This is a genomic window from Pedococcus sp. P2_E2, from assembly GCF_056403955.1.
In genome coordinates this window covers 108260-123584 of record NZ_JBFUEM010000001.1, presented here as the reverse complement: position 1 = coordinate 123584, position 15325 = coordinate 108260, and the positions used below count along the sequence as shown (strand labels likewise).

General features: G+C 70.5%; 13 protein-coding genes and 1 tRNA gene. 6 read left to right on the top strand and 8 right to left on the bottom strand.

Annotated elements, in window-relative coordinates; translation table 11 throughout:
• A complete protein-coding gene (argS, locus tag AC1DWR_RS00550; RefSeq protein WP_477623280.1) occupies positions 1-1647 on the bottom strand; it encodes an arginine--tRNA ligase in 1647 nt (548 codons plus the stop codon).
• Between the two features lie 10 nt (positions 1648-1657).
• Positions 1658-2062, bottom strand: a complete 405-nt coding sequence (locus tag AC1DWR_RS00545; protein ID WP_477615600.1) for a response regulator — start codon at positions 2060-2062, stop codon at positions 1658-1660.
• 59 nt (positions 2063-2121) lie between these two features.
• Between AC1DWR_RS00545 and AC1DWR_RS00540 the strand changes: the two genes are divergently transcribed.
• Positions 2122-2193: transfer RNA gene (locus tag AC1DWR_RS00540), tRNA-Arg, on the top strand.
• Between the two features lie 79 nt (positions 2194-2272).
• Here AC1DWR_RS00540 and AC1DWR_RS00535 read toward each other — a convergent pair.
• The 3 genes from AC1DWR_RS00535 to AC1DWR_RS00525 all read right to left on the bottom strand — a co-directional run bounded on the left by AC1DWR_RS00535 (position 2273) and on the right by AC1DWR_RS00525 (position 5707).
• The gene (locus tag AC1DWR_RS00535) at positions 2273-3154 is read right to left on the bottom strand and encodes a hypothetical protein (RefSeq protein ID WP_477623279.1); all 882 of its coding nucleotides are present in this window, start codon (positions 3152-3154) and stop codon (positions 2273-2275) included.
• A gap of 130 nt (positions 3155-3284) precedes the next feature.
• Entirely contained in the window at positions 3285-4319 is a 1035-nt protein-coding gene (locus AC1DWR_RS00530; protein WP_477615602.1) for a hemolysin family protein, read from the bottom strand.
• Positions 4316-5707 carry a hemolysin family protein gene (locus AC1DWR_RS00525; RefSeq protein WP_477623278.1) on the bottom strand — a complete coding sequence of 464 codons (1392 nt, stop codon included), beginning with the start codon at positions 5705-5707 and terminating at the stop codon, positions 4316-4318. The genes AC1DWR_RS00530 and AC1DWR_RS00525 overlap by 4 nt, the downstream gene beginning before the upstream one ends.
• A 195-nt stretch (positions 5708-5902) precedes the next feature.
• Here AC1DWR_RS00525 and AC1DWR_RS00520 point away from each other — a divergent pair, with 195 nt between their 5' ends.
• The 3 genes from AC1DWR_RS00520 (at position 5903) to AC1DWR_RS00510 (ending at position 11793) form a co-directional block, all read left to right on the top strand.
• The gene (locus tag AC1DWR_RS00520) at positions 5903-6901 is read left to right on the top strand and encodes an ABC transporter ATP-binding protein (protein WP_477615604.1); all 999 of its coding nucleotides are present in this window, start codon (positions 5903-5905) and stop codon (positions 6899-6901) included.
• Entirely contained in the window at positions 6898-7707 is an 810-nt protein-coding gene (locus tag AC1DWR_RS00515; RefSeq protein WP_477615605.1) for an ABC transporter permease, read from the top strand. The genes AC1DWR_RS00520 and AC1DWR_RS00515 overlap by 4 nt, the downstream gene beginning before the upstream one ends.
• Before the next feature lie 207 nt (positions 7708-7914).
• Positions 7915-11793 (top strand): multifunctional oxoglutarate decarboxylase/oxoglutarate dehydrogenase thiamine pyrophosphate-binding subunit/dihydrolipoyllysine-residue succinyltransferase subunit, encoded by a 3879-nt coding sequence (locus AC1DWR_RS00510; protein WP_477623277.1) that lies wholly within the window; start codon positions 7915-7917, stop codon positions 11791-11793.
• 198 nt (positions 11794-11991) lie between these two features.
• Here AC1DWR_RS00510 and AC1DWR_RS00505 read toward each other — a convergent pair whose 3' ends face one another.
• Positions 11992-12909 carry a type IV toxin-antitoxin system AbiEi family antitoxin domain-containing protein gene (locus AC1DWR_RS00505; RefSeq protein WP_477623276.1) on the bottom strand — a complete coding sequence of 306 codons (918 nt, stop codon included), beginning with the start codon at positions 12907-12909 and terminating at the stop codon, positions 11992-11994.
• A 224-nt stretch (positions 12910-13133) separates the two neighbouring features.
• On the opposite strand from AC1DWR_RS00505, the gene AC1DWR_RS00500 reads away from it, so the two are divergent.
• Both AC1DWR_RS00500 and AC1DWR_RS00495 read left to right on the top strand, forming a co-directional pair.
• On the top strand, positions 13134-13310 hold the full coding sequence (locus AC1DWR_RS00500) for a DUF6104 family protein (RefSeq protein ID WP_140741227.1): 177 nt from the start codon (positions 13134-13136) through the stop codon (positions 13308-13310).
• Between the two features lie 3 nt (positions 13311-13313).
• The gene (locus AC1DWR_RS00495) at positions 13314-13964 is read left to right on the top strand and encodes a GDSL-type esterase/lipase family protein (RefSeq protein WP_477623275.1); all 651 of its coding nucleotides are present in this window, start codon (positions 13314-13316) and stop codon (positions 13962-13964) included.
• Between the two features lie 6 nt (positions 13965-13970).
• On the opposite strand, the gene AC1DWR_RS00490 is transcribed toward AC1DWR_RS00495, so the two are convergent.
• Together AC1DWR_RS00490 and AC1DWR_RS00485 are read right to left on the bottom strand one after the other, a co-directional pair.
• Positions 13971-14192, bottom strand: coding sequence for a hypothetical protein (locus AC1DWR_RS00490; protein ID WP_477615987.1), 222 nt, complete (start codon positions 14190-14192; stop codon positions 13971-13973).
• Between the two features lie 69 nt (positions 14193-14261).
• Entirely contained in the window at positions 14262-15236 is a 975-nt protein-coding gene (locus tag AC1DWR_RS00485; protein ID WP_477623274.1) for a zinc-binding dehydrogenase, read from the bottom strand.
• Positions 15237-15325: the final 89 nt, after the last annotated feature.

The window sequence follows — 15325 nt, the reverse complement described above, 5'->3', positions numbered from 1 at the left end:
CTACATCCTGTCGGGTGCGGAGACCCCCAGGAGGTCCAGTCCGTTGGCCAAGACCTGGCGGGTGGCGTCGTTGAGCCACAGCCGGGTGCGGTGGAGGTCGGTGATCTCCTCGTCGGCGGTCATCGGCCGCACGCGGCACGTGTCGTACCACTTGTGGAAGTGCCCCGCGAGGTCCTCGAGGTAGCGGGCGACCCGGTGCGGCTCACGCAGGTGGGCTGCATGGGCCACGACCCGCGGGAAGTCGCCGAGGATCGCCAGCAGCGACGCCTCGGTCGGGTCGGTCAGCAGGGACGGGTCGAACCCGTCCTGCCGCAGCACCCCGTCCTCGTTGGCGAGCCGCGCGACGTTGGAGGTCCTGGCGTGGGCGTACTGCACGTAGAACACGGGGTTGTCGTTGGTCTGCTTGCGCAGCTCCTCCCCCTCGAGCGAGAGCGGGCTGTCGGCGGGGTAGCGGGCGAGGGAGTAGCGGATCGAGTCGGTCCCGATCCAGTTGATCAGGTCGCGCAGCTCGATGATGTTGCCGGCCCGCTTGGACAGCTTGGCGCCGCCGAGGTTGACCAGCTGGCCGATCTGGACCTCGATGTTGTGCTCTTTGTCGTCGCCCGCGCAGGCCGCGATCGCCTTGAGCCGGTTGATGTAGCCGTGGTGGTCGGCGCCCAGCAGGTAGATCTTCTCGTCGAAGCCGCGGTCCTTCTTGCTCAGGTAGTAGGCGGCATCCGCGGCGAAGTACGTGGGTTCGCCGTTGGCCCGCACGAGCACGCGGTCCTTGTCGTCGCCGAAGTCCGTGGTGCGCAGCCAGATGGCACCGTCCTTGTCGAAGACGTGCCCTTGTTCGCGCAGGCGATCCACTGCCCGCTCCACCGCACCCGAAGCGTGCAGCTCGGCCTCGGAGAACCACACGTCGAACGTGACGCCGAAGTCGGTGAGGGTGTCCTGGATGTCCTTGAGCTGGGCCCGGTAGGCCACGGCCCGGGTCACGGCCAACGCCTCGTCCTCGGGCAGCTCGAGCAGGTCCGGCTGGGCTGCGAGCACCTGCGCGGCAAGGTCGTCGACATAGGCGCCGGGATAGCCACCCTCAGGGGTCGGCTCCCCCTTGGCCCGCGCCAGCACCGACCCGGCGAACTTGTCCATCTGCGCGCCGGCGTCGTTGATGTAGTACTCGGCCTTGACGTCCGCCCCGGAGGCCTGCAGCAGCCGGTGCATGGAGTCACCGAGGGCGGCCCAGCGGGTGTGACCGAGGTGCAGCGGCCCCGTGGGGTTCGCCGAGATGTACTCGAGGTTGATGACGTGGCCGGCCTCGGAGTCGTTGCGGCCGTAGGCCTGACCGGCCTCGACGATGGACCGGGCGAGCTCGCCGGCCGATGACGCGTCGAGCGTGATGTTGAGGAAACCGGGGCCGGCGATGTCGACGGCCTTCACGCCGGCCACCTGGCCGAGGCGCTCGGCGAGCGGGGTGGCCACGTCTCGCGGCGGCATACCCGCGCCCTTGGCGAGCTGGAGCGCGATGTTGGTGGACCAGTCCCCGTGGTCGCGGTTGCGGGGTCGCTCCACGCGAACCTCCGCCGGCACGTCCACGCGGAGGTCGCCGGCGGCGACGGCTTCGACCAGGGCGGCGCGGATGGCTGCGGAGAGCTCTTCGGGAGTCACCCGGGCAAGTCTAGGGCGCGGGCTGGTGTGCCCTGCCCTCGGCCATGAAGCCGCCGACGAGCTTCATGAGGTAGTCCGGGTCGAAGGGTTTGGACACGAACGCGTCGAGCCCCGACCCCTCGGCCTGCACCCGGTCGTGCTGCTGGACGGAAGCCGTCACCATGATCACCGGGACGTTGGCCAGCCGGGGGTCCGCGCGGATCTGGGAGATCGCCCACCAGCCGTCGCGAGGACTCATCTGGGCATCGAGGGTGATGACTCCGGGTACGTCGGTGCGGGCGCGCAGCTCGTCCACCAGCTGCGCACCGTCAGCCGCCTCGCGGACGTCGTAGCCCTCGAGCTCGAGGTTGACCCGGATGAGGCGCCTGATCTGCTCGGTGTCGTCGCAGACGTACACCAGTCCCCCGGGTTCCATGGGGCCCACCCTAGGCTGCTAACCTCGGCTCGCGCCTCCCTCGCGGGGCGCACGTGTCCGCCCCCGTAGCTCAGGGGATAGAGCACCGCCCTCCGGAGGCGGTGGCGCAGGTTCGAATCCTGCCGGGGGCACACAGGTCGAGAGGCCCGGAACGAATGTCCAGCCCATCGCTGGACGTCAGTTCCGGGCCTCTCGTCATGGGCCCGCGCGTCAGACCAGGTGTGCCGCGAGCCTGGCCAGCAGCCCGGCCTGTCTCGCTGCGTTGTAGTAGTCGCGCTTGGTCATCTCCACGTACTTCCAGCCGTCGTCCTCGAGCAGCAGCCGTCGCGAGATGTCGTCATCTCCACGGCGGAACGACTCGAAGTGGTCGCTGCCCTGGTACTCGGCCAGGACGCGCCGCTCACGCCAGACGAAATCGGCCCGGCACAGAAAGCCACCACCTGGGTGGGTGATCACGGCGTTGAGCTCCGGCTCCGGCAGGCCGGCCCGATGGAAGACCAGTCGACAACGGGACTCCATGGGTGAGTCAGAGCCGACCCGGACCAGTCCGAGGGCTGCCCTGAGCGCGACGGCGCCCCTCGGCCGTACCCGCCGCAGTAGCGCATCGCGCAGCGGCGTCACGTCTGCGAGCCGCCGCGCCACGGCGTCGCCAACCACCACCAGGTCATCCAGCTCGAGGGTCTCGCCCACGTCGCACCACGTGTCCTCGAGCGAGGTGAGGAGCAGGCCGTGGTTCCTGGCGGTCGCCCGGGACTCCAATCCGCGCCTTCCGACGCAGCCGCGCCGGCGGACCCGCGCCACCGAGGTCGCCCGCATGGCGTCGATCGGACCGTCCTCCAGCTCACGCGGCAGAGGGAGCCCCCACAACCGGGCAGCCGTGAGGTGGGAGAAGGCAACATCGGAGGGGAGCGCGACCCGGGTCGCGACGACCCGGTCCCGGAAGGTCTCGGGCGTCGCCAGGGAGCGGACCCCGTGCGTGGGTCGACTCAGGTCCGGCCCTCCGAGGCGACTCGTCCCGAGGCCCGCCGCCCTGGCCTGGGCCACCGTGAAGGCTCCACCCTGCAGGGCCACGGGGATGGGGATGCGCGGCATGCGTTCAGGGTGCGGTATGCCGCGTGCCTTCGTGCCTCGTCATCCACAGACTCCTCGCGAGAGGCCACAAATCGACGGCCGACCGGCTCAGGAGAGTGAGTTCCTGACCACTCGACCGGGCAGGTGGAGGTCAGCGTTGGGAGGCGTCGGTGACCTCGCCGACCAGCTCCTCGATGACGTCCTCCAGGAAGACCACACCGATGTCTCGGCCTTCCGGGTCGACCACCCGCGCGAGGTGCGCGCCGGTGCGCTGCATCGTGCGGAGCACCTCCTCGACCTCGTCGGCGGCCTGCACCGTCGCGAGCTTGCGGACCCGCTTCACCGGGACGGCGATGTCGCGTTCGGTGTCGTCGGCGTAGAGCACGTCCTTGAGGTGGAGGTAGCCGGTGAGCTCTCCGGCCCGGTTCAGCAGGGGGTAGCGCGAGAAGCCCCGCTTGGCCACGAGTCGCTCGACGTCGTCAGGGGTTGCCGTCAACGGCAGCGTCACCAGGTCCTCCAGCGCCACGGCGACGTCCACCGCGTCCTTGTCGCTGAACTCCAGGGCAGCGCCGACCAGGCCGTGCTGGCCCTCCTCGATCAGCCCCTCGTGCCTGCTCTCGGCGAGGATGTGCTCGACCTCCTCGACCGTGAACGCCGAGGTGATCTCGTCCTTGGGCTCCACGCCGAACAGTCGCACCAGCGACTTCGCGATGGCCTCCATGACCCAGATGATCGGACGCAGCGCCTTGGTGACGAACAGCAGGACGGGCACGAGGATCAGTGCCGAGCGCTCGGGTCCGGCCAGCGCGAGGTTCTTGGGGATCATCTCGCCGACCACGACGTGCAGGTATACGACGACCAGCAGGGCCAGGGCGAGGGCCACACCGTCGGTGACCCCGTCGGGCAGGGACAGGTGGTGGACGACGGGTTCGAGGGCATGGTGGAGGGCGGACTCGGAGATCGCGCCCAGGAGCACCGAGCACACCGTGATGCCGAGCTGGGCACAGGCCAGGAGCGATCCCATCTGCTCGAGGGCGTCGAGGCAGACCTGGGCCCGGCGCGACCCCGACGCGGCCAGGGGTTCGAGGGTGGAGCGTCGAGCCGACATCGCGGCGAACTCCGCACCCACGAAGAAGGCGTTCAGCAGGAGCAGCAGGATGGTGACCCAGACGGCGCCGGTGCTCACGACTCCACCTGGCCGTCGCCGACAGGACGCGCCCCGCCGCGAGAGCCACCGTCGGCACTGCCCTCGACCTCGCCGTCGGCACCACCCTCGGTGGTCGCCAGCGGGACGAACCGCAGCCGGTCGGCCCGCATGCCGTCCATGGCGAGGACCGTGATCTCCCAGCCGGGGATCCTGACGGTGTCGCCGACCGCGGGGATCCGGCCGAGCTCGGCCATGACGAAGCCACCGGTCGTCTCGTAGGCAGGTCCGTCCGGGACCACCGCTCCCAGGCGTTCGCGCACCTCGTCGGGTCGCCACAGCCCGGGCACCGTCCACGACCCGTCGGTGAACTCGCGGCCGGTCGTGCGGAAGACGTCGTGCTCGTCGGACACCTCGCCGACGATCTCCTCGACGACGTCCTCCAACGTGACGATGCCGGCCGTCCCGCCGTACTCGTCGACGACGATGGCCAGCTGGAGTCCGTGCTCGCGCAGCATCAGCAGCAACGGGTCGAGCCGGATCGTCTCCGGCACGAGCAGCGGCGGCACCATCAGCGCCGACACCGGCACGTCGTCACGCCGTTCGTGCGGCACGGCGATCGCGCGCTTGACGTGCACGACGCCGTCGATGTCGTCCCAGTCCTCGCCGGTGACGGGAAAGCGCGAGTGGCCCGTGCGCCGGGCCAGCCGCACGACGTCCTCGGCGGTGGCGGTCCGCTCGATCGACGAGGCCCTGGCCCTCGGGCTCATCACGTCGGCGGCGGTCTGCTCACCGAAGTCCAGCGACTTGGTGACCAGCCGCGCCGTGCCCGGGTCGAGCGTCCCCGCCTGGGCGGAGCGTCGCACCAGCGACGCGAGCTCCTGTGGTGTGCGGGCACCGGACAGCTCCTCGCGAGGTGTGATGCCCAGCGCGCGCAGGAACAGGTTGGCCGAGCCGTTGAGCACGAAGATCAGGGGGCGGGCCACCAGCGCGAAACCCCGCACCGGCATCGCCACGATCTTGGCCGTGGCCAGGGGCGCGGAGATGCCGAGGAACTGCGGGAGCAGCTCACCGAACACCATCGAGAACAGCGTCGCGATCAGCAGCGCCAGTCCGGCGGCCACCGAGTCGAGCGTCGAACCGCTCAGCCCCAAGGCTCTCAGCGGCGTCTCGAGCAGCGCACCGAGCGAGGGTGTCGCGAGGAACCCGAGGACCAGCGTGGTCAGCGTGATGCCGACCTGGGCCGCCGAGAGCTGGGTCGAGAGCCGTCGCAGCGAACCGAGGACCACCTCGGCTCGCGCGTCCCCCGCGTCCACCGCCTTCTGCACCGTCGGCCGGTCGAGGGCGACCAGGGAGAACTCCGTGGCCACGAAGATGGCTGTGCCGATCGTCAAACCCACGCCGGTCAGGACCAGCAACCATTCGGTCATAGTGCGGACATCCTAAGGTCCGGGCCGCGTCCCAGCCGACTCGCCGGCGACGGCGGGGTATGCCGCGGGGCCGGCCCCGCGGCATACCTCACGCGGGGGCGCGGGACCCGGCAGCGCGTCGACCCGACAACCCGGTTGACCCTCCCCCCACGTCAGTTGGCAGGATGAGCGCATGCCACTCAACCCGGGGGAACGATGACCACGACCACAGCGAGCAGGCCGAGCGACGGCACCCGCATCGAGGTGCGCGACCTCACCAAGCGGTTCGGCACCTTCACCGCCGTCGACAACCTGTCCTTCAGCGTCGAGCCCGGCCGGATCACCGGCTTCCTCGGGCCCAACGGCGCGGGCAAGACCACCACGCTGCGCATGCTGCTCGGCCTCGTAAAGCCGTCGAGCGGCGCGGCGACGATCGGCGGCCTCGCCTACCACGACATCACCCAGCCGATGGCGGTCGTCGGCTCGGCGCTGGAGGCCACCAACTTCCACCCGGGCCGCACCGGACGCGACCACCTGCGGGTGCTGGCTGACACCGCCGGGGTGGGGGCCCAGAGGGTCGACGAGATGCTCGAGCTCGTCGGCATCCCGGCAGCGGCGCGGAAGCGGGCCGGCGGCTACTCCATGGGCATGCGCCAGCGGCTCGGCCTCGCGGCCGCGATGCTCGGCGACCCCCAGGTGCTGATCCTCGACGAGCCGGCCAACGGCCTCGACCCCGAGGGCATCCGGTGGCTGCGGGGGTTCCTGCGCCACCTGTCCGCCCAGGGCAAGACCGTGCTCATCTCCAGCCACATGCTGCAGGAGGTCGAGCAGACGGTCGACGACGTGGTCATCATCAACAACGGCAAGCTGGTCAAGCAGGGCGCCATGGCGGACCTGCACGGCGAGGCCCACGCGATCGTGCGCACCACCGACCTCGACGCGCTCGCGGGAGCCCTGCGCGTCGCCGACGTGACCAGCGAGGTCAAGGACGGCGCACTGCTCGCCGAGACCCACGACCTGCGCCTCATCGGCGACGTGGCGCTGCGAGCCGGACTCCCCGTCTACGAGCTCCGCCAGGCCACGACCGACCTCGAGGCGCTGTTCTTCGAGCTGACCGAAGGCACCAACCGCAACCTCGGCGACGGCGCGTCGATCGGACAGGGCGCCGCGACCGAGCGAGATGCCATCACCGGAGAGGAAGGGGCGAACGGATGACCGCCGCGATCCGCGCAGAGTTCCGCAAGTTCTTCACGACCCGGATGTGGTGGGGCCTGGCCATCGCCATGTTCCTCGCCGGAGCCGGCCTCGCCGTGCTGTTCGGCTTCCTGTTCACCCAGGCTCCCGACCCCAGCGTCCCGGCCGGTCAGGGCCCGCCCACGGGCACCCCCGAGCAGATCGCCAACAGCGTCTACACCAGCGGCCTGAGCATCGGCTACCTGCTCACCCTGACGATCGGCGTCCTCCAGATCGGCAGCGAGTACCGCCACAAGACCATCACCAGCACGTTCCTGGGCACGCCCAAGCGGGCCAGGGTGATGGGCGCGAAGGTCATCGCGCTGCTCGGTATCGGCGCCATCTACGGCCTCATCTCGTTGGCCGGGTCGATCATCGCCGGGGCCATCGTGCTCAATGCCCGGGGATTCGCGCCGTTCCCGACCGGTGGGGTCTTCCGGACGCTGGCCCTGAGCCTGCTGGTCCTCGGGCTGTGGGCGCTGATCGGACTCGGGGCGGGAATCCTCATCCCCAACCAGGTCGCCGCCCTGCTGATCTCGATCGGTGTCGCGTGGATCGTCGAGCCGCTGGCCGGCTTCGGGCTCAGCTTCTGGGACTGGGGTCGCGACCACATCGTCCAGTACCTGCCGTCCGCAGCCACGCAGGCCATGGTCAACGGCGTGACCCAGGGTGGGGAGAACGCCGTGAAGCCGCTCGCGTGGTGGGCCGGTGCCCTCGTGCTGGCCGCCTACGCCGCGGTGCTGGCCGGGTTCGGCTCCTGGCGCACGGTGCGCAGCGACATCAGCTAGACCACGCAGGTATGCCGCGGGGCCGGTTCCCACCACGGGAGCCGGCCCCGCGGCATACCCGCAGCTGGTCGACGGGCAGCCGTTCGGGCGCGTGGTGACGAGCCTCTCGGAAAGTCTTGCCCGCCTCCGCACGGCACGGCGGGCGGGGCTAGGCTGGGAACACCCATTGCCCGTCATTGTCGACGCTACGAAAGAGGCGTATCCGCCGTGCCCGACCAGTCCCCGACCAACGACCCCATGTCGGCCTTCGGGCCGAACGAGTGGCTCGTGGACGAGCTGTATGAGCAGTACAAGAACGACAAGAACTCCGTCGACAAGGTGTGGTGGTCCCTGTTCGAGGACTACCAGCCCGGTGCGGGCTACCAGCCGGGCGACGACACCGCGAACGGATCCGGGCCCAACGGGACCCCGGCGTCGGCTCCGGCAGCTCCCGCCGCCCAGGCTCCCACCGCGCCCGCCGCGCCCGCTGCCCAGGCTCCCGCCGCGCCCGCTGCGCCCGCCGCCCAGGCTCCCGCCGCTGCCGCCGCTCCTGCGTCCACGCCCGCGCCCACCGCGCCGGCTCCCGCACGCGCCCCCGCGGCCCGGGCAGAAGCCCCCGCCACCGTCGACACGACGAAGGACGCGCCCAAGCCGCGCGAGCCGGAGGCCCCCAAGGCGACCAAGGCGACCAACCAGGACGAGGTCAGGCCGTTGCGTGGCGCGAGCGCCCGCACGGTCACCAACATGGAGACCTCGCTGACGGTCCCGACGGCCACGAGCGTCCGTGCGGTGCCGGCCAAGCTGCTCATCGACAACCGTGTCGTCATCAACAACCACCTGCAGCGCTCGCGTGGCGGCAAGGTGTCGTTCACCCACCTCATCGGCTACGCCCTGGTCAAGGCGCTGGGCCACATGCCCGAGATGAACAACGGGTTCACCGAGGAGAACGGCAAGCCGGCGCTCGTCGTCCCGGGCCACGTCAACCTCGGCCTCGCCATCGACATGGCCAAGCCCGACGGCACGCGCCAGCTGCTGGTCCCCTCCATCAAGTCCGCCGAGTCGATGGACTTCGCGCACTTCTGGACCGCCTACGAGGACATCGTCCGCAAGGCCCGGGGCAGCAAGCTCACGGTCGAGGACTTCCAGGGCACCACGCTGACCCTCACCAACCCCGGCACCATCGGCACCGTCCACTCGGTCCCGCGCCTGATGGCCGGTCAGGGAGCGATCATCGGTGTCGGTGCGCTCGAGTACCCCGCCGAGTGGCAGGGCGCGAGCCAGGAGACCATCAACCGCAACGCCGTCTCCAAGATCATCACGCTGACCAGCACCTACGACCACCGCATCATCCAGGGCGCGCAGTCCGGCGACTTCCTGCGGATCGTGCACCAGCTGCTGCTCGGCGAGAACGGCTTCTACGACGAGATCTTCGAGAGCCTGCGGCTGCCCTACGAGCCGGTGCGCTGGGTCCAGGACATCTCGACCCACCACGACGACGACGTCAACAAGACCGCACGCGTGCAGGAGCTCATCCACGCCTACCGCGTGCGGGGCCACCTGATGGCCGACACCGACCCGTTGGAGTACCGCCAGCGCCGTCACCCCGACCTCGACGTCACCAGCCACGGCCTGACGCTGTGGGACCTCGAGCGCGACTTCGCCACCGGCGGCTTCGGCGGTGCGCCGATGCTGCGGCTGCGCAAGATCCTGGGCATCCTGCGGGACTCCTACTGCCGCACCATCGGCACGGAGTACATGCACATCCAGGACCCCGAGCAGCGCCGCTGGCTGCAGGACAAGATCGAGGTCGGCTACGCGAAGCCGGGCCCCGACGAGCAGCTGCGCATCCTGCGCCGGCTCAACGCCGCCGAGGCGTTCGAGACGTTCCTGCAGACCAAGTTCGTCGGCCAGAAGCGGTTCAGCCTCGAGGGCGGCGAGTCGGTCATCGCGCTGCTCGACCGCATCCTGTGCCGGGCTGCCGCGGACGCCATGGACGAGGTCTGCATCGGTATGCCGCACCGTGGGCGCCTCAACGTGCTCGCCAACATCGCGGGCAAGTCCTACGGCCAGATCTTCCGCGAGTTCGAGGGCAAGCAGGACCCCAAGTCCGTCCAGGGCTCCGGCGACGTGAAGTACCACCTGGGCACCGAGGGCGAGTTCGTCGCCGAGGACGGCAACAAGACCAAGGTCTACCTCGCCGCCAACCCCTCCCACCTCGAGGCCGTCAACCCGGTCCTCGAGGGCATCACCCGGGCCAAGCAGGACCGGCTCGACCTCGCCGGTGAGGACTTCACGGTGCTGCCGCTGCTGCTGCACGGCGACGCGGCGTTCGCCGGGCAGGGGGTGGTCGCCGAGACGCTCAACCTGTCCCAGCTGCGCGGCTACCGCACGGGCGGCACCATCCACGTGGTCATCAACAACCAGGTCGGCTTCACGACGTCGCCGAGCGCGTCCCGGTCGAGCACGTACTCGACCGACGTGGCCCGGATGATCCAGGCTCCGATCTTCCACGTGAACGGCGACGACCCCGAGGCCTGCGTCCGGGTGGCCGAGCTCGCCTACGAGTTCCGGCAGGAGTTCAACAAGGACGTCGTCATCGACATGGTGTGCTACCGCCGCCGCGGTCACAACGAGGGAGACGACCCCTCGATGACCCAGCCGTTGATGTACAACCTCATCGAGGCCAAGCGCTCGGTCCGCAAGCTCTACACCGAGGCCCTCATCGGCCGCGGCGACATCGGGCAGGAGGAGGCCGAGGCCGCGCTGCGCGACTACCAGCAGCAGCTCGAGAGGGTGTTCGTCGAGACCAAGGCCGCTCTCAAGGAGGCCGCCACGGCCGACTCCACCGATGCCACGCTCGCCGRCACCGACGCCGAGGGCCACTCCGGCCTCGAGCCGCCGACCGCGCAGGCCACCGACCAGGCCACCCGCTCGGCCGACCAGACGGCCATCCCGGCGGACCAGCTCCACCACATCGGTGACGCCTTCGTGAACCCGCCGCAGGGCTTCACGGTGCACCCCAAGCTGCTCCAGGCCATGGAGAAGCGCGCGCAGTCGACCCGCGACGGTGGCATCGACTGGGCGACCGGTGAGCTGCTGGCCTTCGGGTCGCTGCTCATGGAGGGCACCCCGGTGCGTCTCGCCGGTCAGGACAGTCGGCGCGGCACCTTCGTCCAGCGGCACGCGGTCCTCATCGACAAGAACACCGCCGAGGAGTGGACCCCGCTGCTCTACCTCGGCGAGGGTCAGGCGCGGTTCTGGGTCTACGACTCGCTGCTGTCCGAGTTCGCGGCGATGGGGTTCGAGTACGGCTACTCGGTCGAGCGTCCCGACGCCCTCGTCCTGTGGGAGGCGCAGTTCGGCGACTTCCTCAACGGCGCCCAGACGATCATCGACGAGTTCATCTCGTCCTCCGAGCAGAAGTGGGGCCAGCGCTCGTCCGTCGTGCTGCTGCTCCCCCACGGCTACGAGGGCCAGGGCCCCGACCACTCCTCCGCCCGCATCGAGCGCTTCCTGCAGATGTGCGCTGAGGACAACATGACGGTGGCCTACCCGTCGACGCCCGCGAGCTACTTCCACCTGCTGCGCCGACAGGCCTATGCCCGTCCGCGTCGTCCGCTCATCGTCTTCACCCCGAAGTCGATGCTGCGGCTCAAGGCGGCGAGCAGCATGCCGGCCGACTTCACTGACGGCACCTTCCGTCCGGTGATTCCCGACCGCGCGTCGTTCGACACCGCCGCCGTCACCCGCGTCCTGCTCGCCAGCGGCAAGGTCGTCTACGACCTCGAGGCCGCCCGTGAGAAGGCGGGTGACACCACCACCGCCATCGTGCGGGTCGAGCAGCTGGCTCCGTTGCCGGCCAAGGAGATCGCGGCCGAGCTCGCGAAGTACCCCGCTGCCGACGTGCTCTGGGTGCAGGACGAGCCCAACAACCAGGGCGCGTGGCCGTTCATCGCGCTCAACCTGCCGCAGGCCCTCGCCGGTCTCGGCGAGACCCGCCTGCTGCGGGTGGTCTCGCGCAAGGCTTCGGCCTCACCGGCCACCGGCTCGAGCAAGCGTCACGCCGAGCAGCAGTCCGAGCTCATCACGTCCGCCTTCGCGAGATAGAACACCAGAGTCCAGGCGTTCTCACGCACGGACTCCACCAGGTATGCCGCGTGGCTGGCCCAGCCACGCGGCATACCTGCGTCTGTGGCCTGGCGGTCGTGGGCGGACGACCACGGTCCGTGCCCCGATCGCGTGATGGCGCCGCCCTGAGCACACCCTCGTCGAGCTGCCCCTGACCACGGTCGTCCTGCCACGAGGTCACGCGGCCACACGCAGGCGAGCCCGTCGCAGTTCTTCGCGCAGGGCCAGCTCCTCGCGCCGGATAGCCACGGCGGCCGCGATCATCTCCGCCACCCACGCCGGCCTGGTCATCACCCGCGCCCAAGGGAACCGCAACACCAACCAGCCGTCGGCCACCAGCTCGTCGTACCGCACGCAGTCCTTCTCGAACAGCTCGCCCTCCCCGTGGAACTCGAAGCTGTGCGCCTCGAGCACGATCTTGAGGCCCACGTCGGCAAGGTCGACCCGGCCCACCCAGCGCCCGTTGCGGTCGATGCGGACCTGCGGCACGACCGAGAGCCCGGGGACCTCGAGCGCGATCGCCCTCAACACCGACTCGAACGGGTTTGCTGCCCGGGGGTCCGCCAGCTCCACCACCCGCGCCACCTTGCGGCGAGGCCCGCGGGCGGCGAGTGCCGCCACTGCCCGAGCGAGCTCGGCCCTGGTCACCGTGCCGTCGCGCAGCGCGGAGTCGGCGACGGCGAGCCCCTCGTCGAACGGCAGCCGCGCCGCGCAGTCGATCACGGTCCGCACTGGCCCGGTCACCAGTCCATCGACGTCGGCACCAGGCAGGTTCACCCACGTCACCTGCGCCGACCCACGTTGGTCCGCGGTGAGCTTGCGACCGCGCCCGACCGCGATCTGAGGTGTCCGGGGTTGCCACTTGAGCGCCCAACCATGGTGTGCCGCGGCGCTCAGCAGGACGGAGGTGCCTCGGAGCTGCACTGCCATCCGCCGCGCACTCGTTGCCGTCGGAAGGGCGTAGCGGCCCCGGGCCACCCGCTCGACCAACCCGGCACGCAGGGCGTTCTCGAAGGACCGCCGGTCACTCGCCGCGACGACCTCGGCCCGGGTGGCGGCGCCCCCCAGTCGGCCCAGCGCCTCCACTGCGTTCACGCTGCGAGTCTGGCCCGACCGCGACGCCCGCCCCCGGCTCTGTCCACAGCCTCGTGGGCGGACGACCAGGGTCACAGCGCCGGTCCCCTGCCATGCGCATCCTCCGCAGGGCGTCCGATCCGCGTCGCCGACCGTGGTCGTCGGCGCACAACCGCGCCACACTGCGCCGGGTATGCCGCGTGGCTGGCTCAGCCACGCGGCATACCCCCGTTAACCTTGCAGTCGTGTACTTCACGGATCGCGGCATCGAGGAGCTCGTCGCTCGCCGAGGGGAAGAAGAGGTCTCCTTCGAGTGGCTGGCCGACCAGCTGCGGACCTTCGTGGACCTGAATCCCGATTTCGAGACCCCCGTCGAGCGCCTGGCCACCTGGCTGGCCCGGCTCGACGACGACGAGGACTGACGCGTGAGCGACCCCACCTTCACCCCGAGCGCCGAGTTCCAGGTTGCCTCCGACGGTCCCCGTGACGTGGGGCTCGTCTTCGTCGGCGACTCGCTCGTCGTCGGAGTGGGTGACCCCAAGGGACAGGGCTGGGTCTCCCGCGTGGCGGGCCGGACGCACCACCCCGACCTCGAGCTCACGGCCTACAACCTGGGGGTGCGGGGCGACACCACGGCTGACGTGCTGGCCCGCTGGAAGGCGGAGTGCGCGCCCCGCTGGGCGGGACGCGCCGAGAAGCGGCTGGTCGTCTCGGTCGGCGGCAACGACGCGGCCACCGGCGTGACCCTGGCCCGCCACCGCCTCAACCTCGCCAACATCCTCGACGACGCCGCGAGCGCAGGTATCGGGACGTTCGTGGCGAGCCCGACGCCGACGGACGACTCCGAGATCAACGCCAAGCTCGACGTGCTCGTGGAGGCGCAGGCCGATGTCTGCGCCCGCCGTGGGGTGCCGTTCGTGGACTGTTTCCGTCCCCTGCTCGGTCACGAGCAGTGGCAGAGCGACCTGGCGGCGAGCCGGATCGCCCACCACCCGGGACAGGCGGGATACGGCCTCATCGCGTGGCTGGTGCTGCACAACGGCTGGTACGACTGGCTGCAGATCTCGCCGAGCTGACGAGTCCTAGAGGTGCCGGTCCGCCAGGGCGCGCAGCTGGGCCAGGGTCTCGATCGCGCTGCGGTCACCGATGAGCCACGGGTTGACGACAGCCCGCATCTCGGCGTCGAGGTCGGGCCCCGGAGGGTTGCGGCGGGTGTGACCGTGCGGGACCGGGGCAACCGCCTTTGGATTGTGTGTCCACCTCGAGTCGATGATGTCGTCCGGTGAAGAGGGGAACTGTTCCATCTCCCCTTGATACGCCTGTGTCGGCCAGATCCCTAATCGGCCTCAGGCCCCTCTCAGGGAGGTGCACCGTCAGGATCCGACGGTGAACACGACCTTGCCGAACACGTCGCCGGCCGCCATCTTGGCGAAGCCCTCCCGCGCCCGGTCGAGCGGCAGGGTCGTGTCGATCACCGGCTCGATCCGCTGCTGCACCACGAGCTGCGTGAGCCGTTCGAGCTCGGTGCGCGTCCCCATGGTCGACCCGACGACCCGCAGCTGCTTGAAGTAGATCTTGGTCAGCTCGGCCTTGCTCGGGGCATCGCCTGACGTGGCGCCGGAGATGACGATCGTCCCGCCCGGCTTGAGCGAGTTCACGGAGTGCGACCAGGTGGCGGCGCCGACGGTCTCCATGACGGCGTCGACCCGGTCGGGGAGCCGTTCGCCGTTCCCGAAGGCGCGGTCCGCACCGATCCCCACCGCCAGCCGCCCCTTCTCCTGGTCGCGGCTGGTGACCCACATCCGGTAACCCGCCGCGGCACCGAGCTGGACCAGGGCAGTGGCCACCCCGCCGCCGGCTCCCTGGACCAGGACCGTCGCACCGGGCGTGAGCCCCGCATTGCTGAAGAGCATCCGGTATGCCGTGAGCCAGGCCGTCGAGAGGCAGGCGGCGTGCGTCCACGGCAGGTCCGCAGGCTTCGCGACGAGGTTCGAGGTCGGGACGGCGACCTTCTCCGCGAGGGTCCCGTCGTGCAGCTCGGAGAGGAGGGTGCGGCGCGGGTCGAGCGTCTCGTCGCCCCGCCACCCGTCGCTGGGCACGACCGCGTGGACGATGACCTCGTTGCCCTCCTCGTCGATGCCGGCGCCATCGCAACCGAGGATCATCGGGAGGCGGTCCGCGGACAGCCCGACGCCGCGCAGCGACCAGACGTCGTGGTGGTTCAGTCCGGCGGCCCGGAGCGTGACGGTCGTCCACCCCTCGCGCGGCTGCGGGTCGGGCCGCTCGCCGACCTCGAGGCCGGACAGCGGGTCGTCGGCGGACTGGCGGGCAGCGTAGACGGCGAGCATGGACCGACCTTAGCGAGAGTCCCGTGGCACGAACGGCGGAGGGGGAGCTCAAACGGGGCACCCTGATCCGCGGCAGCCGCATACTGACG